Origin of the sequence: Micromonospora sp. NPDC049230, from assembly GCF_040647875.1 — a bacterium.
In the GTDB taxonomy this organism is placed as follows: domain Bacteria; phylum Actinomycetota; class Actinomycetes; order Mycobacteriales; family Micromonosporaceae; genus Micromonospora.
The window spans coordinates 207,245-229,856 of the sequence record NZ_JBEZCZ010000006.1; the positions used below are offsets into that span (position 1 = coordinate 207,245).

Here is a 22,612-nt window from a genome sequence, read left to right on the forward strand (position 1 = left end):
GGGCCTCCCGGCTCAGGGGGTGGGACGACGGGCGGCGGTCACGAACGCCCGCCCCACGGCCGGCGCGAACACCAGCACCGGGCCGGCCGGGTCCCTGCTGTCCCGCGCTCCCACCTCGACACACTCTCCGTTGCCGCTCCGGCTGGACGTGCGCCAGCGTGCACCGGTCAGGTCCATGAGGTCACAACTTCCTTCATCAGTTCGATCGGCTGGCGGCGGGACGACGCACCGTTTCTGATCATCGCCCAGCGCGCCAGCAGCGTAGCCACCTCATGGTCGCCATCGACCACGAGACCGTCAATCTGGTGCTCCATGTGCCCCACCCAACCACCGTCGGCACCTCGGGCCAGATCGAAGGGTCCGGAAAGGCCCGGCTCCGGCCGCGCCCCTGATCCACTCGCGTTTCGGCGGCGCCCCTGATCCACTCGCGTTTCACGAAATCGGGGCATCCGGGTAGCCCGGACACCCCGATTTCACTGATGTCGTGTCGATCATGCGGCTGGCGGCGTACCCGTCAGTCCTTCTCGATGGTGACCTTGCTGGGCTTGGCGCTGCGCTCGTCGGTGGTCGGCTTGCTGGGTCGCTTGCCGTTCTCACCGGTGCTGGTGATCTTGGTCGGCTTGGCGCCCCGGCCACCCTCGCCCGGAACGGCGGCCACTGTCGGCTCCCCGTCCACCCCGGCGCTGGCCGCGCCTCCGTCGACGGTGGTCACCGGCTCGGCCACCGGCCGGGTCGTGGACTGCCCCTCGGCTGCGGCGTTCACCGGCTGCCGGGTGTCGGCGGGCTCGGTCTTGAGGCCGGCGGCCGCACCCGACCTGGGCGACGTGCCGTCGTCGGCGGCATCCGACCTGGGCGACGTGCCGTCGTCGGCGGTCGTCGTGCCTGAGGCGGCTGCGCCCGCGTCGGCGGTCGCCGTGCCGGAGACGGCCGTGCCCTCGTCAACAGCGTCGGCCGCGCCCCTGCTCACCCCGTCGCCAGCGGTTGGGCCGTCGATCGGGCCGGCGACGCTCTGCAACCGCAGCTCGGCCATCTGTCGCTGAAGATCGTCGGACTCCTGCCGGGACTTCCAGGTCTCCTGCCGCAGGTCCGCGAGTTGTTGCTGGGCCTGGGCGATCTCCAACATCACCTGGGCCAACTGCTGCCGACCCGCCGCCGACTCCTGCTGGGTGGCCGCCAGGTGCTGCTGAGTGGTGGCCAGGTGCTGCTGCGTGGTGGCCGCGTACTCCTCGAACTGCCGCCGCGACGCCGCGACGTGCTCGTCGGCCTCGCGGCGCTTGTCGCCAGCCTCGGTCTTGGCCCGGCTCAACAGCTCGGCGGCCTCCGCCTCGGACCGCTGGCGGAGTGCCGCCGCGTCCTGCTCGGCCGCCTGGCGAATTCCGGCAGCGCCCTGCTCGATTTCGTTCTTGCGCGTGGAGTATTCGGTCTCCAGCAGGTCCCTGCGGCTCGTGTACTCGGTTTCCAGCTCGTTCTTGCGGCTCGTGTACTCGGTTTCCAGCTCGTCGCGGCGGGTGGTGAAGCCCGACTCCAACTCCTGCTGGCGGCTGGCGAACCCGGCCTCCAGCTCCTGCTGGCGGGACTCGTGCTGCCGGTCCAGTTCATCACGGCGCTTGGCGAACTCCTGCTCGGCAGTGGACCGTCGCTGCGCCAACTCCCGGTCGGCCTCCTCGCGCCGCGAGTTGACCTCCTGCTCCACGCCGGCCCGCCACGCGCCCAGCTCCTGCTGGGTCTGCGCCCGGGTCTGCTGCACGTACGCCTCGGTCTCGGCGCGCATCCGCTGCACGTACGCCTCGGTGTCGGCGCGGCTGCGCTTGGCCGCCTCGGCGGCCTGCGTGGTCAGCCGTTCCGCCTCCTGCTGCGCCTTGGCGCGGGTGGCCCGGCCCGCCATCGACGCGTCGTCGATGATCTGCTTGGCCTCCTGCTGCGCCTTGGCGTGCGTGGCCCGGCCGGCCTCGGTCGCGGTGTCGGTGAGCCGCTTGGCCTCCTGGAGGGCCTTGGCGTGCACCTCCTTGGCGGCGTCGCGCAGGTCGCTGGCCTCCTGCCGGGCGTTGGCCAACGTCTCGCGGGCCGACTCGCGCAGCTTTGTCGACTCCTGCTGGGCCCGGGTGTGGATCTCCTTGGCGGTGTCCCGCAGTTGGGTGGCCTCCTGCTGCGCCTTCGCCAGCGCGTCCTGCGCGGCCTTGCGCAACTGCGCCGCCTCGTCCTTGGCGGACCGCAGGGTGGCCTCCGCCTCGGCCCGGCGGGCGGCGCTGTGCCGCTCCTCCTCCGAGCGCCGCGCGGCGAGGGCGATCTCGAAGTCCTTCAGTGCCCGCGCGGACTGCTCGCGGGCCTCCTCGATGATGTGCTCGGCCGCGGCACGACGGGCCTCGATCTCCACGTTCGCGTCGGCCACGATCTTCTCGGCCAGCTCTTCGGACTGTGTGACGATCGAGTCGACAAGCGGACCGAGATGCTTGAACGAGGCCCGGTCGACCACGTTCATCTGCTTGCGCACCTGGGTCAGGTCACGCTGGAGCACCTCGACCTGGCCGGCGAGCTTGTGGATCTGTGTATACGCCTGTTCCCGTTCGGACGCGAGGGTCGCGATCTCGTGCTCGGCACGCGCGACATACCGATCAACCTGTTTCTTCTCGTACCCCCGCAGAGCGGACTCGAAGCTGGGCTCCGTCGTCACGTCCCCGCCGAGAGCGAACAGTTCCTCGCCGTGCGACATGCCCCCATCCTCACACGCAACAGGGCCTGCTGGGGCGATACGGACGCGCCTTGTGCGAGCTACTTCACTCCGTTGCGAGCACGGGATACCACGGGCTGGGAAACGCATACGGCGCGAGGTGACACCGGTTACCCGGTGTCACCTCGCGCCGCTGATGCCCCGACCTGACGCCGCGCGTCAGCCGGCGGTTTCCGCCGGCACCCGCTCCTGACCGCCCTCGGTCTTCTTGGCCTCCGCCTTGGCCGCCGGAGCGGCCGCCGGCATCCCCGGCACGATGCCGGCAAGCCCGGAGAGCATCTGGCCCAGCTGCGAGGTGACCGCGTCCTTCTGCCGGGTGAGGTCCTCGACCTCGCGGCGGGCGGCCTGCGTGGTCAGCTCCGCCTCGGTGCGCGCCTCGGTGAGCAGGCGCTGCGACTCGGCCTTGGCCTCGTTGAGCGTCTTCTCGGAGTGCGCCTTGGCCTTGTCGATCGTCTCGGCGGCGTTGCGCTCCGACTCGACCCGGCGGGCCTCGGCGCGCTGCTCGATCTCCTTCGCGCGCTCCTGGGCGGCGCGGGCGCGCTGCTCGGCCTCGCTGACCATCTTCTGGGTCTGCGCGACCTGGGCGGCGTGCCGCTCGGACTCCTCGCGCTCCGCCTTCTCGCGGCGCTCGGCCAGCTGAAGCTCCAGGGCCTGGAGGTCCTTGTCGCGCTTGTCCCGCGCGTCGGTGAGCAGCTTGGTGGCCTCGGCGCGCTTCTCCTCGGCCTCGCGGGCGGCCTTGGCCCGCTGCTGGGTGATCTCCCGCTCGGCGGTGGCCCGGAGAGTGGCCACCTCCCGCTCGACTGTCGACTTCAGCTCGGCCACCTCGTGCGCGGTGACCGTACGCAGCTGCTTGGTCTCGCGGTCGGCGTCGGCGCGCAACGTGTCAGCCTCGCGACGGGCCTGCACCCGGACCTCGGCGGCCTCCCGCTCCGCGGCCGTGCGCAGGTTGCCCGCCTCGCGCTCGGCGCTGGCCTTCATGGCCGCGGCCTCGGCACGCGCCTTGTCGGTGATCTCGCGGGCCTCCAGGCGGGCGGCGGAGAGGATGCCCTCCGACTCGCGCTTGGCCTCGTTGCGGTGGTCGTTGGCCTGCTCCTCGGCGAGCCGGAGGATCTGCTCGACGCGGGTGCCGAGCCCGGAGAGGGTGGGCCGGCTGTTCTCTTCGAGCTGCTTGTTCGTGTCGGTGAGCTTCTGCTCCAGCGCACTCATGCGCTGTTCGGCTTGGCGGAGCCGACGCTGGGCGTCGTTCATCCGCTGCTCGGCCTCGGCACGGGCCTGCTCGGACTGGGTCAGCGCGGCGGTCATCCGGCCGAGGAAGTCATCGACCTGGTGGGTGTTGTAACCGCGCAGGCCGACGGTGAAGTCTGGCTGCGAGTTCGCGTTATCGAAGAACGCGAGAGGGGAGGACTGCTGCTGGGGCATTGGGACATACTGGCAGACGCCCCAGGGTGCTTCGCAAGAGCGGTGCGCAGCTTTCGTGGCCTCTTTACATGGTCAACTGCCACCATCGGCGGGGCGGGACCAATCGGCGATCTTGGCAGGTCCCGGGCGGGTCGGACGCCACGCAGCGTGACGTGAAAAAGGGCCCCGGGGTTGCCCCGAGGCCCTTTGTTCGATCCGGGCGGGTTTTCCGCTAATGGGAGCGGAAGAACAATGTCCGATCACCGCAATGGTCATCGAGGTCTCACCCGTCCGGCCGGTGGCCGGGCTCAGTGCCCCCGGGCCGGCGTCGCCGGTCAGTGCCCCCGGAACCGGTTGATCGCGTCCTCGTGTCGGGCCCGCAACTCCCCGTCGCGTACGCCCAGGCCGTCCGTCGGTGCGAGGCAGCGCACGCCGACCTTGCCCTGGTGGGCGTTGCGGTGCACCTCGTACGCGGCCTGGCCGGTCTGCTCCAGGGGGTAGGTGCGGGACACCGTCGGGTGCACCTTTCCGAGCGCGACCAGACGGTTGGCCTGCCACGCCTCGTGATAGTTGGCGAAGTGGCTGCCGACGATCCGCTTGAGGTGCATCCAGAGGTAGCGGTTGTCGTACTGGTGTTGGAAACCGCTCGTGGAGGCGCAGGTGACGACCGTTCCACCGCGCCGGGCCACGTAGACGCTGGCGCCGAACGTCTCCCGACCCGGGTGTTCGAAGACGATGTCCGGGTCCTCGCCGGAGGTCAGCTCGCGGATCCGCTCGCCGAAGCGCTTCCACTCGTCCGGGTCCTGGGTCACCTCGTCCTTCCAGAAGCGGAAACCCTCCGCCGCGCGGTCGATGACCAGGTCCGCGCCCATCCGACGGCACAGCTCCGCCTTCTCCGGCGAGGAGACGACACAGACCGGGATCGCACCGCCGTTGAGTGCCATCTGGGTGGCGTACCCGCCGAGGCCGCCGGAGGCACCCCAGATCAGCACCACGTCGCCCTGCTTCATGTTGGCCCCGTGGTGCGAGACGAGCTGCCGGTACGCGGTGGAGTTGACAAGCCCGGGGCTGGCCGCCTCCTCCCAGCTCAGGTGACGCGGCTTGGGCATCAGTTGGTTGGCCTTGACCACCGTCAGCTCGGCCAGCCCACCGAAGTTGGTCTCGAAGCCCCAGATCCGCTGCTGCGGGTCCAGCATGGTGTCGTCGTGCCCGGCGGCGTCTTCCAGCTCGACGGAGAGACAGTGCGCCACCACCTCGTCGCCGGGCGCCCACCGGGTCACCCCGGGGCCGGTACGCAGCACCACGCCCGCCGCGTCCGAGCCGACCACGTGGTACGGCAGGTCGTGCCGGCGGGTCAGCTCGGACACCCGGCCGTAGCGTCGGAGGAACGTGAAGGTGGGCAGCGGCTCGAAGATGCTGGTCCAGACCGTGTTGTAGTTGATCGCGCTCGCCAGCACCGCGACCAATGCCTCGCCCGGCGCCAACTCCGGGGTCGGCACCTCCTGCACGTGCAGCGCCTTGCGCGGGTCCCTGTCCCGGGTGGGCACACCGTCGAACATCCGGGCCTCCTCGGCGCGGACCACGACGCCTCGGTAACTCTCCGGTACGGGCAGCCCGGCGACGCCGGCGAGTTCGCGGTCCGGATCGTTCGACTCCTCCGCCGCCATGATCACATCGAGGATGTCCTGCACGGTGACCTCCGGTTCGTCCGCACCCGCACGGGCCCGGGTGCTGCCATCGTCGGGGCCGGTGGACACGACCGCCATGTCGGCATTCGACACATCCAGCACCGGTCGTGCTCCGGTGGGGGCGGACGTTACTGAACGGTAGCTAGGCCGGGAAGTCCTCTGTGAAAAACTGCATCCGCCGATGCGTGAAGATGCCCGGCCGCCCCGCCAATCGCGCACCGACGTGCGCCGCGACCTCCGAAATGAGGTCGCGGGGGTGCGCCGCGCCCCGCCCGCGCGGCGGGGCACGGGGGTCAGTGGGGGGTGGGGGCGGGTTCGACGAGTTCGACGAGGACGCCGCCCGCGTCCTTGGGGTGGACGAAGTTGATCCGGCTGTCCGCGGTGCCGCGCCGCGGTGCGTCGTAGAGCAGCCGCATCCCACGCGCGCGCAGCGCCGCGCAGGCCGCGTCGATGTCCACCACGGTGTACGCGACCTGCTGGACTCCCGGCCCGCTGCGATCCAGGAACTTGGCGATCGTCGACTCCGGGGTGAGCGGGGCGAGCAGTTGCACGCAGCCACCCTCGGTGGTCGGTCCGACGGTCAGCATCGCTTCCCGCACGCCCTGCTCGGCGTTGGTCTCGACGTGCACGCAGCGCATTCCGAACGTCCGCTGGTAGAAGTCGATCGCGGCGTCCAGGTCGGCCACGGCGATCCCGACGTGGTCGATCTTGCGAAGCCCGATGTCTGTGACGGAGTCGGCACCGGGCTCGGCGGAGGAGTTCTCAGTCATGGCGCTAGTCTGGCCGAACAATCGTTAAGGCGTACAGCACGGCACCCCCCTCGGAGGCAGGCATGGCTTCGGTGATCGTCAGCGGCGCGCGGACCCCCATGGGGCGGCTGCTGGGCAACCTCAGGGACCTCCCGGCCACCAAGCTCGGCGGGATCGCCATCAAGGCCGCGCTGGAGCGTGCCGGGGTCAGCCCCGACCAGGTCCAGTACGTGATCATGGGGCAGGTGTTGCAGGCCGGCGCCGGCCAGATCCCGGCGCGGCAGGCCGCGGTCGAGGCTGGTGTGCCGATGTCCGTGCCGGCGTTGACCATCAACAAGGTCTGCCTCTCCGGTCTCGACGCGATCGCCCTGGCCGACCAGCTGATCCGTGCCGGCGAGTTCGACATCGTCGTGGCCGGTGGCATGGAGTCGATGACGAATGCCCCGCACCTGCTGATGGGCCAGCGCACCGGTTACAAGTACGGCGACGTGGTGGTCAAGGACCACATGGCGCACGACGGGCTCAGCGACGCGTGGGACTGCTGCTCGATGGGCGAGTCGACCGAGCGCCTCGGTGCCCGGCACGGCATCACCCGCGAGGAGCAGGACGCCTTCGCCGCGGCCAGCCACCAGCGGGCCGCCGCCGCCCAGAAGAACGGCCACTTCGCCGACGAGATCGCCCCGGTGGTGATCCCGCAGCGCAAGGGTGACCCGCTGGTGATCAGCGAGGACGAGGGCATCCGCCCGGACACCACTGTCGAGTCGCTGGCCAAGCTGCGTCCCGCCTTCGCCAAGGACGGCACCATCACCGCCGGCAGCTCGTCGCCGATCTCCGACGGTGCCGCGGCGGTGCTCGTGATGAGCAAGGCCAAGGCCACGGAGCTGGGGCTGACCTGGCTGGCCGAGATCGGCGCGCACGGCAACGTGGCGGGCCCGGACAACTCCCTGCACTCGCAGCCGTCCAACGCGATCAACCACGCCCTGAAGAAGGGTGGGCTGAGCGTCGCCGACCTGGACCTGGTCGAGATCAACGAGGCGTTCGCGCAGGTCGGCGTGCAGTCCACCCGGGACCTCGGCATCAGCTCGGACCGGGTCAACGTCAACGGCGGCGCCATCGCGCTGGGGCACCCGATCGGCATGTCCGGCGCGCGTCTCGTCCTCACTCTCGCCCTGGAGCTGAAGCGGCGCGGTGGCGGCACCGGCGCGGCGGCCCTCTGCGGTGGCGGTGGCCAGGGCGACGCGCTGATCATCCACGTGCCGGGCAAGGCTGAGTCGGCCCGGTGAGCGAGGCGGCCGCGCACGTCCCGTCCGCGGGCACCACGTCGGTGCGCCGCAGTCGGGACGTACCGATGCTCGTCGAGCGGGCCCGTGCGGGTGATCCTCGCGCGGTGGCCCGGCTGATCACCCTTGTGGAGAATGGCGACGCGCTGCTGCCGGCGATCGCCGCCGCGTTGGCGCCGTACGCCGGGCAGGCCCAGGTCGTCGGGCTGACCGGTTCGCCCGGGGTGGGCAAGTCGACCACCACGAACGAGCTGGTCCGCGCGCTGCGGGCGCAGGGGCATCGGGTCGGCGTGCTGGCGGTCGACCCGTCCAGCCCGTTCACCGGCGGCGCGATCCTCGGCGACCGGGTGCGGATGCAGGACCACGCCACCGACCCGGGCGTCTACATCAGGTCCATGTCCAGCCGGGGTCACCTCGGCGGGTTGGCCGCGGCGACGCCGCAGGCGGTGCGGGTGCTGGAGGGCGCCGGCTGTGACGTGGTGCTGGTGGAGACCGTCGGCGTCGGGCAGGCCGAGGTGGAGGTCGCCTCGCTCGCCGACACCACGCTGGTGTTGCTGGCCCCCGGGATGGGTGACGCGATCCAGGCGGTCAAGGCCGGCATCCTGGAGATCGCCGACGTGTTCGTGGTGAACAAGGCCGACCGCGACGGCGTCGACGCCACCGTCCGCGACATCCAGGGCATGATCGCCCTCGGCGAGCGCGGCCCGGGGCAGTGGCGGCCGCAGGTGGTCCGCGCGGTCGCCGCGCGCGGCGAGGGCATCGACGAGATCGCGGCGGCGATCGACAAGCACCGGGGCTGGTTGGTCGAGCACGGCGAGCTGCGCCGCCGCCAGGAGGCGCGGGCCGCCGCCGAGGTCGAGGCGATCGCGCTCGGCACCCTGCGCGCCCGCATCGGCTCCCTGCGTGACGGTACGGAGCTGAGCACGCTCGCCACCAAGGTCGCCGGGGGTGCGATCGACCCGTACACGGCGGCGGACGAGTTGCTCGCCCAGCTCGCCCGCTGACCGTCCACCGGGGACACCTCGGCGGTACGTCGTCCTTGTAGGCTCGCAGCGCCCCACGGCGGTGGGCCGGGCGGTGGCGCGAGGACCAGGGGAGTTGCGATGGAGCACGAGGCGACGCAGGAGCTGACCACGGCGTCGGCGGTGGCCGGCGGAACGACGCGGGTCTCCGACGAGGTGATCGAGAAGATCGCCGTCGCGGCCGCCCGCGCGGTGCCCGGCGTGGCCGAGCTGGGCGGTGACGTGGCCCGCTTCTTCAACTCGGTGCTCGACCGGGTCGGGCTGGACCAGGTGGGCGATGCCCGGCGGGGCTGCTCGGCCCACGTGACCGGGGACGCCGCCGTGGTCAACCTGGTGTTGGTGATCCAGGCCGGCCAGCCGGTGCCGGAGATCACCGGTCAGGTGCGGGCCCGGGTCACCGAGGCGGTCGAGGCGTACGGGCTGCGGGTCGACGAGGTCAACATCCGGGTCGACGACGTGGCGATGGGCGGGCCGACCGCCTAGGCGCGCGGCGGGGCGTCCCGGTCGCAGGTTACCCGTCGGTACGGCGGGACTTAGCGATCGTTCAGGTAAGGGTCCTACACTCGACGTGCAGTCGAGGACCCGAGGAGGAGCCCTGCTCATGGACGCCGACGAGATCGACGCCGGACGGGCGCGCTGGCAGGCCCGGTACGACACCGCGCGCAAGCGCGACGCGGACTTCACCACGCTCTCCGGGATGCCGGTGGAGCCGGTCTACGGGCCGCCCGAGGGCAGCGCGTATCCGGGCTTCGAGCGGATCGGCTGGCCGGGCGAGTACCCGTACACCCGGGGTTTGTATCCGACCGGATACCGGGGGCGGACCTGGACGATCCGGCAGTTCGCCGGCTTCGGCAACGCCCAGCAGACCAACGAGCGCTACAAGATGATCCTCGGCGCTGGCGGTGGCGGCCTCTCTGTCGCGTTCGACATGCCGACGCTGATGGGCCGCGACTCCGACGACCCGCAGGCGCTCGGCGAGGTCGGCCACTGTGGCGTCGCCATCGACACCGCCACCGACATGCAGGCGCTCTTCGACGGCATCGACCTGGCCGACGTCACCACCTCGATGACCATCTCCGGCCCGGCCGTGCCGGTGTTCTGCATGTACCTGGTCGCCGCCGAGCGGCAGGGCGCCGACCTGTCCAAGCTGGACGGCACGCTACAGACCGACATCTTCAAGGAGTACATCGCGCAGAAGGAGTGGCTCTTCGACCCGGAGCCGCACCTGCGCCTGATCGGCGACCTGATGGAATACTGCGCGGCCGAGATCCCGCGTTACAAGCCGCTGTCGGTCTCCGGCTACCACATCCGCGAGGCCGGCTCGACCGCCGCGCAGGAGTTGGCGTACACCCTGGCCGACGGCTTCGGGTACGTGGAACTGGGCCTCTCGCGCGGGCTGGACGTGAACGTCTTCGCGCCGGGGCTGAGCTTCTTCTTCGACTCGCACCTGGACTTCTTCGAGGAGATCGCCAAGTTCCGCGCCGCCCGCCGGATCTGGGCCCGCTGGCTGCGCGACGTCTACGGTGCCACCAGCGAGAAGGCCCTCTGGCTGCGGTTCCACACGCAGACCGCCGGGGTGTCGCTGACCGCGCAGCAGCCGGTCAACAACGTCGTACGCACCGCCGTCGAGGCTCTCGCCGCGGTGCTCGGCGGCACGAACTCGCTGCACACCAACGCACTGGACGAGACCCTGGCCCTGCCCACCGACGAGTCCGCCGAGATCGCCCTGCGTACGCAGCAGGTGCTGATGGAGGAGACCGGCGTGGTCAACGTGGCCGACCCGCTCGGCGGCTCCTGGTACGTCGAGGCGCTGACCGACAAGATCGAGGCCGAGGCGGAGGAGATCTTCGCGCGGATCCGGCAGCTCGGCGGGGACGGGCCGCACCAGATCGGCCCGATGACCTCGGGCATCCTGCGCGGCATCGAGGACGGCTGGTTCACCGGGCACATCGCCGAGTCGGCCTTCGTCTACCAGCAGGCCCTGGAGAAGGGCGACAAGAAGATCGTCGGGGTCAACTGCCACACCGGTACGGTCGCCAAGGAGCTGGAGATCCTGCGCATCTCGCACGAGGTGGAGCTGGAGCAGCGCCGGGTGCTCGCCGAGCGCAAGGGCGCGAGGGACTCCTCGGCGGTCCGCGCGGCGGTGGCCCGGATGGTCGACGCCAGCCGCACCGACGAGAACATGATCCCCGCCATGCTCGACGCCGTACGCGCCGAAGCGACCCTCGGCGAGATCTGCGACGCCCTGCGCGCCGAATGGGGCACCCACCGCGAACCAGCCCGCTTCTAACTCCACCCCACACCCCGTCCCCGCGCTGCCTCCCGGCTCCCGCGATCGTGCACTTTTCTGTCCCCGCATAAGGGTGAATGCCGCGTACCGGCGACAGAGAGTGCAAGATCGCGGGGTGCGGGGCGGGGTGTGGGTGGGGTGGTTGGGGCAGGGTGAGAGTTGCAACGTCGGGGTTGTGGGTGACCTGAGATCGGGGGCTCACGTGCGAGACTAGGTAACCATGAGCGACCCACGGATCACCTCGTCGATCTTCACCCGCGGCGCGGTCGACCTCAGCACGCTGCGTGGCCCCGCACCAGCAAGTACGCGCCCCGGCACGCCCCCGCAGGGCGGCCCGTCCAACGGCACCCCCGGCACGCCCGCCGCCGGCGGTGGCACCGCCATCGTCGACGTCACCGAGGCGACAATCCAGTCCGAGGTGCTCGAACGGTCGATGGCGATGCCCGTCGTCGTGTTCTTCGGCGCGGCCGGCTTCCCGGAGAGCGACGAGTTCGCCCCGGTCCTGGAGCAGCTGAACGCCGAGAGCGGCGGCACCTGGGTGCTGGCACGGGTCGACGTGCAGGAAAATCCGCGCATCGCCCAGATGTTCCGGGTCCAGGGCGTCCCCATGGTCTACGCGGTCGTCGGCGGTCAGCCGGTCGACGCCTTCTCCGGGGTGGTGCCCGAGGCGCAGCTGCGGCAGTGGATCCAGGCCGTGCTCAAGGCCGGCGGCGTGACAGTGGCCGAGCCGGAGGACCCCCGCCTCGACGAGGCGGACGACGCCCTGATGAGCGGCGATCTGGACGCGGCCGAGCAGGCGTACCGGAAGATTCTGGCCGATGCCCCGGCGGACGCCGCGGCCACGGCTGGGCTCGCCCAGGTCGGCGTGGCCCGCCGGGTCGCCGGCGCGGACCCGGCCGCCGCGCTGGCCGCCGCCGAGAGCGCCCCCGACGACGTGGCCGCCCAACTGCTGGCCGCCGACATCGAGGTGCTCAGCGGCCTGGCCGAGCAGGCGTACGCCCGGCTCGTCGGTCTGGTCCGGCGCACCGCCGGCGAGGACCGGGAGACGGCCCGCCAGCACCTGGTCTCGCTCTTCACCATCGCCGGCCCGGACGACCCGGCCGTCGCCTCGGCACGCCGGGCACTGGCCAGCGCCCTGTTCTGAGTTCCTAGCACGCCAGCGCGGGCCGGCGTTCCGGCCGGCCCGCCCGACCAACGAGGACGGGAGCTCATGATGCGCCGGATCGCCGTCCTCGACGCGCCGACAAATCTCGGTCTGCGACCACCGACGTCCACGTCGGTGCCCGGTTGCGCCAAGGCGCCAGGCGCACTGCGCGACCACGACCTGCTGGCCCGGCTGCGCGCCCGCGACGCCGGTTGCGTCACCCCGGCCCGGTACGACCCCGGCGACTGGCGACCCGGCGACGGGGTGTGCCACGCCCGGGAGATCGCCGACTATTCGCTGGCCCTCGCCGAACGGATCGGCTCGATCATCGACCGGGGCGAGTTCCCGGTGGTGTTGGGCGGCGACTGCTCGGTGCTGCTGGGCTCGGCGTTGGCCATGCACCGCCTCGGTGAGGCCGTCGGCGGGCGGATCGGGCTGGTCTTCGTCGACGGGCACTCCGACTTCCGGCACCCCGGCAACGCCTCGTACGTCGGTGCGGCAGCCGGGGAGGACCTCGCCCTCGTCACCGGCCGGGGACAGGCCGACCTGGCCGCGATCGAGGGGCGACGGCCCTACTTCCGTGACGTCGACGTCGTGGTGCTCGGCATCCGAGCCCAGGACGAGTACCGGCTCGACCTCCAGGCCGCCGGGATCACCACCCGGCCGGTGCCGGCGCTGCGGGCCGAGGGCGCCGCCCGGACGGCCCAGTGGGCGCACGAGCAACTCGCCGACTGCGCGGGCTACTGGGTGCACATCGACGTGGACGTGCTCGACCCCGCGGTGATGCCCGCCGTGGACGCCCCCGATCCGGGTGGGATCGCCTTCGCCGAGTTGGAGATCCTGCTCGCCGGCCTTGTCGACACCCCGCACTGCCTCGGGGTGGAGTTGACAGTCTTCGACCCCGACTACGACCCCGACGGCTCGTACGCGGCCGAGATCGTCAACACCGTGGTCGCCGGTCTGGCCCCGGTCACGGCCCCGGAGGCGGTGCCGCCCCGACTGCTGTCGTCCCGGCCGACTCCCGGCCCTCGGCGCGGTGACGGGCGGTCCCCGGCCCCGACCGAGCGACCCGATGGGGCGGAGCGGGTCGGTGGGCTGGCCCGTGTGGAGCGGGCCGGTGGGCTGGCCCGTGTGGAGCGGGCCGGTGGGGTGGATCGCGCCGAGGGGCTCGGTGGGGCGGATCGCGCCGAGGCGGTTGGCGGGCTGGCTCGCGCCGAGCGGGCCGGTGGGGCGGCTGGCGTGATCGGCGGCGCGGCGTCCTTCGCCGATGCCACCTCGTGGGACACGACCGTCGATGCCACGCCGCTCACGGAGGCCGGGTCCTCCAACCCGGGAGCCGCCGCCGATCGGGCCGACATCGACGGCTCCGACGGTGCGCTGGCTGCTACCGGCCGATTCGGCGGTGACTCGGCCGAGGGCGCGGCCCAGATCCCGGCTACGGCCGAGCGGGAGCCGGTCGGCCCACCCGCGTCGGCCGGCCCAGGTCTGCTCCGCCGTTCCGCCCCACCGCCAGAAAACATCCCCGACCACCACAAAGCCGACACTGCCTGACCCGAATGCCGAGCCGCCAGGTCTGGGTGCCGAGCCGCCCGGCCAAGATCGACTCGGCTTTCCTGATGTCGCGGGGTCCGGGTGGCTCGGATACCGCAGTTTCAGGAAAACCGAGTCGATCAACGCCTGCGCGGTGGGCGGGGGTGCCGCGTGGGCGGTGGGTGGGGTTGGCGCGGGGGCGGGTGCGTGGGGTCGGGGCTTGGCGCGTCTGTGCGGCGTTGGTGTCAGGACTTGGGGAGGGCGCGCAGGAAACGCTCGGCGATCGGGACGGCGGACGCCGTGCTGGAGCCACCCTTCTCCACGAAGACGGCGAACGCCACATCGCCCCGCCAGCCGACGAACCAGGCGTGGGTGTGTGCCGGGTTGTCGTCGTACTCGGCGGTGCCGGTCTTGCCGTAGACCTCGCCCGGCACGTCCTTCAGGGCGCTCGCGGTGCCGGTGGTGACCACCTCGCGCATCATCGCGCGCAGCGCGGCGACCGATTCCGGCTTGAGTTGCTCGCCCGGCGGGGCCGGCTTGGCCGGTGCCGGGTCGATCAGGAGTTTCGGCTGCTCGAAGCGGCCTCGGGCGACCGCCGCTGTGGCACCGGCCATGGCCAGCGGGCTGACCAGCGTGGTGCCCTGCCCGAACGACGCCGCGGCCTGCTCGGCCGGACTGCCGCCGGTGGACACCTTGCCGGTGAAGGCGTCGGTGCCGAGGTCCCACTGACCTTCCAGGCCCACCTTGCGGCCGGCGGCGGCCAGCCCGTCGCCGCCGAGCTTCGGCGCCAGCGAGGCGAACGCGGTGTTGCAGGACTTGGCGAAGTCGGTGCGGAACGGCACCGAGCCGAGCTCGAAGTTGTCGGAGTTCTTGAAGGATCGACCGTCAACGGTGAAGGTCTTCGGGCAGGCCACCGGCCCGTCCAGGGTGACCGCGCCCCCGTCCAGTAGGCCCAGCGCGCTGACCATCTTGAACGTGGAGCCGGGCGGCACCTGAGCGTCGAAGGCCAGATTCTCTCCGGCCGGGCCGGGACCGTTCGCGGCGGCGAGCACCGCACCGTCGCTGATCCGGAGCGCCACCAGCGCGGATCGCAGTGGCTCGGCGCGCAGTGCCCCGTCGGCGGCGTTCTGGACGGCGACGTCCAGCGTGGTCTTGAGGGCCTGACCGGGCTGCGGCTCACGGCGGAACAGCTCGGTGCCGGTGGGTTCGAGTTTGCCGCCCTCGGTGGGACGCTCGACCACCACGGTCAGCCCGGGGCCGCCGCGCAGCCGTTCGTCGTAGCGGCCCTGCAAACCACCGTGCCCGACCAGGTCGCCGACGACGTACCGGTCGGGGTGTGCGGCGAGGTCGTCGGCCTGCGCGGGGTCGACGGTGCCGAGCAGCGCACGGGCGAACTCCCGGGTCGGTGCCAGGTCGATCTTGTCGGAGGTGAACTTGGTGCCGGGCAGGTCGTAGATCCGGGGCTTGATCTGGCGGTACGCCTCCTCCCGAAGCGACACCACCTCGACGAACGCTCCCGGTTCGGCCTTCGCGACGCGCTCGGGCAGGTCGGCCAGGTCGACGGCGGGGACCAGCGCCGGGCGGATCGCCTTGAACGCCGCGTCGAGATCCTTCACGAGTTTGTTGATGTCGGTGACCCCGTCGGGCTGCACGCCGACCCGCACCACCGGGCGGGGCGCAACGATCGGTTGCCCGGCGGCGTCCAGCACCCCCGCACGGGTGCTGGCGTCGCGGCGCAACGCCAATCGGTCACCCTTGCTGAGCTGCTCGTGCACCACCTTCGGATCCCAGATCACCTGCCACTGGTCGTCGTCGCCCTGGGCGAGACGCACCTCCCTGTCGTACGTCCAGCGGGTCTGGCCGGGGAGGTTCCACTCCACCTGCACCGTTGTGGTGGCGATGTCCGCGGTGACCTTCGGCTCGCCGCGACGCGTCAGCGTGGGCGGGGTGGCGGCCAGCTCACCGGAGAGTTCCTTGATCTCGCGACTCACGTCGGCCGAGGGCAGTTTGCCGCCGGTCGGTTCGATCAGGCCGACCGCCTGAAGATCGCCGCTGCGCCAGCCGGCGAGGAACGCGTCCACGGTGCGCTCCGGCCCGTCGTCACCCGAGCAGCCAGCCAGAACACCGGCCACGAGCAGCGCCGCGGTGAGGCCGGCGAGCGTGCGGCGGGCGGGGTTCGGCCGGTGGGGCCGGGGGTACGACGAGGGCATGAAGCTGGTCCTTCCGATCTCGGAGCGCCTTCGCACGGTAGTACGCCGAGGGCGTCCCCAACGTCCCCCACGGCGGTGGCCGCGCTCAAAGACGGGCCGGGCCAGTGTGATGAACATCGCGTGGCGGGGTATCCCGCAGCCGGCCAACCTCGGACCCGCAACGGGTGAAAGGACAAAGTCCCGATCCGGACGTCTGGCCAGTGGTCCGCCGACGAAGGCGCACAACGGCAGGGCCTAGGCTGGGCGGCAGAGTGACCCACAACGCGGTGGGTCGAGGGGAGTGGCACCGATGGACCGGCGTCCGGCGATCAAACCGGAACCCGACCTCCGGCAGGATGACTCCGGCCGGGACGACGACAGCTTCGATTCGGCGACCGACGGGGACGGCTACGGCCGGCTCGACACGGGCGTCACCGGGCTGACCGGGTCGAGCATCGACACCATCTACGATCTGGGCCTGCCCACCGAGGCGTTGGCCGACGACGTGGAGGACGCCGAGCTCGACGAACCAGTTCCCAACGCGGAGCGCCTGGTGGCCCAGGCTGTCGCGCTCGCCGGGGACGACCACGACGCGGCGACACTTGTCGGCCGTTTCTGGCGGTTCGCACCGGACGAGGAGCTGGTCGGCTTCACGGCGGAAGAGATGCTCGACGCGGCCCGGGCACACCGGGACCTCGCCCAACAACGGGTGCCCGGCGAATTGAAGCTGCGGATCCACGAACCGCACGCCGACCAGCACCACACGGTCGTCGAGATCGTCACCGACGACATGCCGTTCCTTGTCGACTCGGTGACCGCGCTGCTCAACTCGTACCACCTGGACGTGCACCTGCTGGTGCACCCGCTGGTGGTGGTCCGGCGTGAGCCGTTGGGCCGCCTCACCGAGGTCTCCGCGGACGTGGAGCCGGACGACGCGATCGCCGGCGACATCATCGAGAGCTGGATGCGGATCGAGATCGACCCGGTCCGGGACGCGGCCGAGCGGGACCGGCTGCGCCGCGAGCTGCAACGGGTGCTCACCGACGTGCGGGAGGCGGTGGAGGACTGGCCGAAGATGCGGCAGCGTTCCCTCGCGCTCGCCGACGAGTTGGCCTCCGCGCGCACCTCCGACAACCGCCCGCCGGTGCCGGAGAAGGACATCACCGACTCGGTGGAGCTGCTGCGGTGGCTCGCCCACGACCACTTCACCTTCCTCGGCTACCGCGAGTACCGGCTGGTGGACGCCCCGGGCGGCGACACGGCGGACCCGGTCGACGGCAAGGCCCTCGAAGCGGTGCTCGGCACCGGTCTGGGCATCCTGCGCTCCGACGCGCCGGAGGCCCGACCGCTGGCGTCGATGACACCCGAGGCACACGAGAAGGTGCTGGAGAAGCGCCTGCTCATCATCACCAAGGCCAACTCGCGGGCCACCGTGCACCGCTCGGCGTACCTGGACTACATCGGCTTCAAGATCTTCAACGAGGCCGGCGAGGTGATCGGCGAGCGGCGCTTCCTCGGCCTGTTCTCCACCGCCGCGTACCGGACCAGCGTCCGGGAGCTGCCGGTGGTGCGCCGCAAGGTGGCCGAGGTGCTGGACCGCTCCGGCCTGAGCCGGCGCAGCCACTCCGGCAAGGATCTGATCCAGATCCTGGAGACCTACCCGCGCGACGAGCTGTTCCAGATCAAGACCGACGACCTCTACCACGCGGTGATCGGTGTGCTGCGGATGGCCGGTCGCCGGCAGCTGCGGGTCTTCCTGCGCCGGGACGCGTACGGGCGGTTCATCTCCTGCCTGATCTACCTCCCCCGGGACCGGTTCACCACTCAGAACCGCCTCCGCATGCAGGACATCCTGCTGCGTGAGCTCAACGGTGTCGGGGTGGACTACACCACCCGCGTCACCGAGTCGATGCTGGCCCGGGTGCACTTCATCGTGCGTACCGACCCGACCCGGCCGCCCGGCGACATCGACGCCGACCTGCTGGCCGAGGAGTTGGCCGACGCGACCCGGCTCTGGGACGACGACTACCGGCTGGTGTTGGAACGCAAGCTCGGCGACGAGCAGGCCAAACACCTGTTCACCAGGTACGCCGACGCGTTCCCGGAGGGCTACAAGGACGGGCACACGCCGTACGAGGCGATGAAGGACCTGGCGAAGCTGGAGTTGCTGGAGGAGCCCGGCCAGCTGGAGATGCACCTGTTCCGCAAGCAGCTCGCACCCCGCCCCGGCACCCGGGTGCCCGGTGCGGACCTGGCCGAGGCCATGGACGTCCGGTTCAAGGTCTACCGGTACGGCGAACCGATGATGCTCTCCGCCGTGCTGCCGGTGCTGCACTCCCTCGGTGTGCGGGTCGTCGACGAGCACCCGTACGAGGTGGACCGGATCGACGGGCGGGTCTACCTGTACGACTTCGGCCTCATGCTGCCCGAGGGGCACCACGAGCTGGCCGAGGTGCGCCCGCACGTGGAGAACGCCTTCGCGGCGGCCTGGCGCGGTGAGGCCGAGGTGGACCGGTTCAACGAGTTGGTGCTGCGCGGCGGGCTGACCTGGCGGCAGGTGGTGGTGCTGCGGGCGTACGCGAAGTATCTGCGGCAGGCCGGCACTGTCTTCTCGCAGGACTACATGGAGCAGACCTTCATCGCGTACCCGAAGCTCGCGGGCCTGCTGGTGGAGCTGTTCGAGACCCGGTTCGCGCCGGGTGAGCTGAGCGCCGAGCAGCGGCAGCAGCGCAGCGGTGAGCTGGTGGAGACGATCCGGGGCGCGCTGGACGACGTGGCCAGCCTGGACCAGGACCGGATCCTGCGTTCGTACCTGACGTTGATCGAGGCGACCCTGCGGACCAGCTTCTACCAGAGGCGCGCCGACGGGCGGCCGAAGGCGTACGTGGCGTTCAAGCTCGACCCGCAGGCCATTCCGGACCTGCCCGCGCCGCGCCCGAAGTTCGAGATCTTCGTCTACTCGCCCCGGTTCGAGGGCGTACACCTGCGGTTCGGGCCGGTGGCCCGGGGCGGGTTGCGCTGGTCGGACCGTCGGGAGGACTTCCGGACCGAGGTGCTGGGTCTGGTCAAGGCGCAGATGGTGAAGAACACCGTGATCGTGCCGGTGGGCGCCAAGGGCGGCTTCGTGCTGAAGCAGAAGCCGGGTGACCGGGACGAGGCGGTCGCCTGCTACCAGGAGTTCGTCGGCGCGATGCTGGACGTCACCGACAACATCGTCAGCGGGCAGATCGTGCCGCCCGAGGACGTGGTCCGGCACGACGGCGACGACCCGTACCTGGTGGTGGCGGCGGACAAGGGCACCGCCACGTTCTCCGACATCGCCAACGAGATCTCCACGGCGCACAACTTCTGGCTGGGCGACGCGTTCGCCTCCGGTGGTTCCGCCGGCTACGACCACAAGAAGATGGGCATCACCGCCCGGGGCGCCTGGGAGTCGGTCAAGCGCCACTTCCGGGAGTTGGGGCTGGACACCCAGACCCAGGACTTCACAGTGGTCGGCGTCGGCGACATGTCCGGCGACGTGTTCGGCAACGGGATGCTGCTGTCCGAGCACATCCGGCTGGTGGCCGCCTTCGACCACCGGCACATCTTCCTCGACCCGGAGCCGGACGCGGCCACCTCGTACACGGAGCGGCGGCGGCTGTTCGACCTGCCCCGATCCTCGTGGGAGGACTACAACCCGGAGCTGATCTCGGCCGGCGGCGGCATCTTCCCGCGTACCGCGAAGTCCATCCCGATCACGCCGCAGGTCCGGGCGGCGATCGGCCTGGACGGCGACGTCACGCACCTGTCACCGCAGGAGCTGATGAAGGCGATCGTCACCGCTCCGGTGGACCTGTTCTGGAACGGCGGCATCGGCACCTACGTCAAGGCGTCCACCCAGACCAACGCCGAGGTCGGCGACAAGTCCAACGACGCGATCCGGGTGGACGGGCGCAACCTGCGGTGCCGGGTCGCGGGCGAGGGCGGCAACCTGGGCTGGACCCAGCTCGGCCGGATCGAGTACGCGTTGACCGGCGGCCGGATCTTCTCCGACTTCATCGACAACGCGGCCGGGGTGGACACCTCCGACCACGAGGTGAACATCAAGATCCTGCTGAACACGGCGGTGGCCGACGGGGAGCTGACCACGGCCGAGCGGGACGAGCTGCTGGCCGGGATGACCGACGAGGTCGCCGAGCTGGTGTTGCGGGACAACTACGACCAGGCTCGGGCGATCAACAACGCCCAGGCCCAGGCCGCCTCGCTGCTCCCGGTGCACCGTCGGATGATCAACGAGCTGGAGCGCTCGGGTGGTTTGGACCGGGCGCTGGAGGCGCTGCCGCCGGACGAGGAGCTGGCGGTCCGCAGCGAGTCCGGGCTGACCGCGCCGGAGTTCGCGGTGCTGCTCGCGTACGTGAAGATCGTCCTGGAACGGGAGATCCTCACCGAGGGGTTGGCGGACGAGGAGTGGACGACCGACGTCCTGGTCAACTACTTCCCGACGCCGATGCGCGAGCGGTTCGCCGACCGGATGGGCCGGCACCGCCTGCGCCGCGACATCGTCACCACGGTGCTGGTCAACGAGGCGATCAACCGGGGTGGTATCTCGTTCGTCTTCCGGGTGGTCGAGGAGACCGCGGCCAGCGCCGCGGACGTGATCCGGGCGTACGTGGTGGTCAGCGAGGTGTTCGGCCTGCGCGACCTGTGGGACGCGGTCGAGGCGCTGGACAACAAGGTCGCACCGGAGTTGCAGACGAGCGTCTACCTGGACACCCGCCGGCTGCTCGACCGGGCGGTGCGGTGGCTGGTGTCGAACCGGCGCTCGCCGATCGACGTGCCGGCCGAGATCGCCCGGCTGCGCGACGGCGTCACCCGGCTGTTGCCGGGGCTGGAGGAGCTGTTCTACGGCAACGAGCGGCAGGGCATCGCCGCGCACATGGACTCGATGACCGACCGTGGGCTGCCCCGCGAGTTGGCCGAGCGGGCGACCCGGCTGATGTACAGCTTCGGCCTGATGGACGTGGTGGAGACCGCGAACGCCAGCGGGCGGGACGTCAGCGAGGTGGCCTCGGTCTACTTCGTGCTGTCCGACCTGTTCCGGGTGGACTCGCTGCTGTCGAAGATCTCCCTGCTGCCCCGTGAGGACCGCTGGCAGACGTTGGCCCGGATGGCGCTGCGCTACGACCTGTACGCCGCGCTGGCCGCGCTCACCGCGGAGGTGCTCGGCTCCACTCCGGAGGATCTGCCGCCGCACGAGCGGGTGCAGCAGTGGGAGCAGTCGAACGCCACCTCGATCCACCGCGCCCGCCGGGCGATGGGGGAGTTCGACGAGTCGCGGGCGGATCTCGCCGCCCTGTCGGTGCTGCTGCGCCAGATCCGCACCCTGGTGCGGACCTCCGCAGCCGCCTGAGTCAGGTACGCCGGACGCGGTCCGGCCGGTCGGGTCACCCCCGACCGGCCGGACCGCTGTCGTTCGCCGCGGGTCACCCCGCCAGGGTGGCGAAGACGACGATGTTGTCCGGGTAGCTCTTGGCGGCCTCGTCGAACTGACCACCGCAGGTGACCACCCGCAGGCCGGGCCGGTCACCGGGCCCGTACACCAACTCGGTGGGGAAGGCCGTCTTCGGGTACGACGCCACCGAGTCGACCCGGAACGTGGCGGGCCGGCCGTCCGCCCTCTGCACCGTCATCGTGTCGCCGGGAACGAGAGCGCCGAGGTCGAAGAAGACCGCCGGGCCGAGCTTCGCCGAGTCCACGTGCCCGACGATGACCGCGTTACCGGTCTCGCCGGGGCTCGCGCCCGGCTCGTACCAGCCGGCCTGGTCGGCCTGCTCCAACGGGGGGACCTGGACGGTGCCGTCCGGGTTGGTGCCGAGCGACATGATCGTCGCGTGGACGCCGATCCGGGGGATCTCGATGCTGGTCGGCACGGAGCGCGCCAGCCCGGCCGGTACGTCCCCCGGTCCGGCTGGCTGTCCGTCGGCAGGTGGGTTGGCGGTGGCGGTCGGCCCGCTCACCGTCGGACCGGCCTGGGCCAGTGGCTGCGGCGGGCGGGCCGGGGGAGTGGTCTTCAGTGCGGCGCCGATCATGCCGGCGCCGATCATGGCCATGGTGACGACGACGGCCGCGCCGGCGGCACGCCACGGTCTCCCGTGACGGCCGCCGGCCCGTGTCGTCGTCACGTCAGACGAGCGAACCATCGGTCCGCCGGCGACGCATCAGCACGATCCCGCCCAGCGCGGCAGCGCCGAGCAGACCCGCCCCGCCGGTGGCCAGGCCACGGTCGGTACCGGTGCTGGCGCCACCGTCACCACCGTCGACACCGCCGTGCGGCAGCACGACGAGCTCGCCCTCGCCGCACGAACCCTTGAGCTCGTAGCGACCCGGCTTGGCATCCTTGTCGATCTTGGCCTCGCCGTAGTAGACGAACTCCCGCTCCTTCTCCCAGCGGTCCTCGTCCGAGCCGTGCTCGTCCTTGTCCTTGGAGTCCCAGCTCTTGTCGGAGCCGTACTCGTCCTCGTCCTTGTCCTTGGAGTCCCAGCTCTTGTCGGAGCCGTACTCGTCCTCGTCCTTGTCCTTGGAGTCCCAGCTCTTGTCGGAGCCGTACTCGTC

General features: G+C 71.3%; 14 protein-coding genes and 2 pseudogenes. 7 read left to right on the forward strand and 9 right to left on the reverse strand.

Going from position 1 to position 22,612, the window contains the following annotated elements; all coding sequences use genetic code 11:
- Positions 1-12 precede the first annotated feature (12 nt).
- The 6 genes from AB0A95_RS08125 to mce all read right to left on the reverse strand — a co-directional run bounded on the left by AB0A95_RS08125 (position 13) and on the right by mce (position 6,584).
- Positions 13-177 carry a DUF397 domain-containing protein gene (locus AB0A95_RS08125; protein WP_357554897.1) on the reverse strand — a complete coding sequence of 55 codons (165 nt, stop codon included), beginning with the start codon at positions 175-177 and terminating at the stop codon, positions 13-15.
- A complete protein-coding gene (locus AB0A95_RS08130; protein WP_357554898.1) occupies positions 168-449 on the reverse strand; it encodes a Scr1 family TA system antitoxin-like transcriptional regulator in 282 nt (93 codons plus the stop codon). The genes AB0A95_RS08125 and AB0A95_RS08130 overlap by 10 nt, the downstream gene beginning before the upstream one ends.
- A gap of 65 nt (positions 450-514) precedes the next feature.
- Positions 515-2,710, reverse strand: coding sequence for a hypothetical protein (locus AB0A95_RS08135; RefSeq protein WP_357554899.1), 2,196 nt, complete (start codon positions 2,708-2,710; stop codon positions 515-517).
- Positions 2,711-2,887: 177 nt separating this feature from the next.
- On the reverse strand, positions 2,888-4,147 hold the full coding sequence (locus tag AB0A95_RS08140; protein ID WP_357554900.1) for a DivIVA domain-containing protein: 1,260 nt from the start codon (positions 4,145-4,147) through the stop codon (positions 2,888-2,890).
- Between the two features lie 314 nt (positions 4,148-4,461).
- The gene (gene ccrA, locus AB0A95_RS08145) at positions 4,462-5,817 is read right to left on the reverse strand and encodes a crotonyl-CoA carboxylase/reductase (RefSeq protein ID WP_357554963.1); all 1,356 of its coding nucleotides are present in this window, start codon (positions 5,815-5,817) and stop codon (positions 4,462-4,464) included.
- A gap of 290 nt (positions 5,818-6,107) precedes the next feature.
- Positions 6,108-6,584 carry a methylmalonyl-CoA epimerase gene (gene mce / locus AB0A95_RS08150; protein ID WP_357554901.1) on the reverse strand — a complete coding sequence of 159 codons (477 nt, stop codon included), beginning with the start codon at positions 6,582-6,584 and terminating at the stop codon, positions 6,108-6,110.
- Positions 6,585-6,646: 62 nt separating this feature from the next.
- Here mce and AB0A95_RS08155 point away from each other — a divergent pair, with 62 nt between their 5' ends.
- The 6 genes and pseudogenes from AB0A95_RS08155 to AB0A95_RS08180 all read left to right on the forward strand — a co-directional run.
- A complete protein-coding gene (locus AB0A95_RS08155; protein WP_357554902.1) occupies positions 6,647-7,846 on the forward strand; it encodes an acetyl-CoA C-acetyltransferase in 1,200 nt (399 codons plus the stop codon).
- Positions 7,843-8,847, forward strand: coding sequence for a methylmalonyl Co-A mutase-associated GTPase MeaB (gene meaB / locus AB0A95_RS08160; protein WP_357554903.1), 1,005 nt, complete (start codon positions 7,843-7,845; stop codon positions 8,845-8,847). Before AB0A95_RS08155 ends, meaB begins: the two co-directional genes overlap by 4 nt.
- Positions 8,848-8,946: 99 nt before the next feature.
- Complete coding sequence (locus AB0A95_RS08165; RefSeq protein WP_357554904.1) at positions 8,947-9,348, forward strand: Asp23/Gls24 family envelope stress response protein; 402 nt, start codon at positions 8,947-8,949, stop codon at positions 9,346-9,348.
- Positions 9,349-9,466: 118 nt separating this feature from the next.
- The gene (locus AB0A95_RS08170) at positions 9,467-11,155 is read left to right on the forward strand and encodes a methylmalonyl-CoA mutase family protein (protein WP_357554905.1); all 1,689 of its coding nucleotides are present in this window, start codon (positions 9,467-9,469) and stop codon (positions 11,153-11,155) included.
- A gap of 220 nt (positions 11,156-11,375) precedes the next feature.
- Entirely contained in the window at positions 11,376-12,299 is a 924-nt protein-coding gene (locus AB0A95_RS08175; protein ID WP_357554906.1) for a tetratricopeptide repeat protein, read from the forward strand.
- Between the two features lie 66 nt (positions 12,300-12,365).
- Positions 12,366-13,334 (forward strand): annotated as a pseudogene (locus tag AB0A95_RS08180) (arginase family protein); the annotation flags it as partial.
- Positions 13,335-14,074: 740 nt separating this feature from the next.
- Here the strand turns inward: AB0A95_RS08180 and AB0A95_RS08185 are convergent.
- Entirely contained in the window at positions 14,075-16,039 is a 1,965-nt protein-coding gene (locus tag AB0A95_RS08185) for a penicillin-binding transpeptidase domain-containing protein (protein WP_357554907.1), read from the reverse strand.
- 289 nt (positions 16,040-16,328) lie between these two features.
- Here AB0A95_RS08185 and AB0A95_RS08190 point away from each other — a divergent pair, with 289 nt between their 5' ends.
- Positions 16,329-21,410 carry an NAD-glutamate dehydrogenase gene (locus AB0A95_RS08190; protein ID WP_357554908.1) on the forward strand — a complete coding sequence of 1,694 codons (5,082 nt, stop codon included), beginning with the start codon at positions 16,329-16,331 and terminating at the stop codon, positions 21,408-21,410.
- 73 nt (positions 21,411-21,483) lie between these two features.
- On the opposite strand, the gene AB0A95_RS08195 is transcribed toward AB0A95_RS08190, so the two are convergent.
- On the reverse strand, positions 21,484-22,182 hold the full coding sequence (locus AB0A95_RS08195; RefSeq protein WP_357554909.1) for a class F sortase: 699 nt from the start codon (positions 22,180-22,182) through the stop codon (positions 21,484-21,486).
- A gap of 1 nt (position 22,183) precedes the next feature.
- Positions 22,184-22,612: pseudogene (locus AB0A95_RS08200) on the reverse strand (hypothetical protein); the annotation flags it as partial.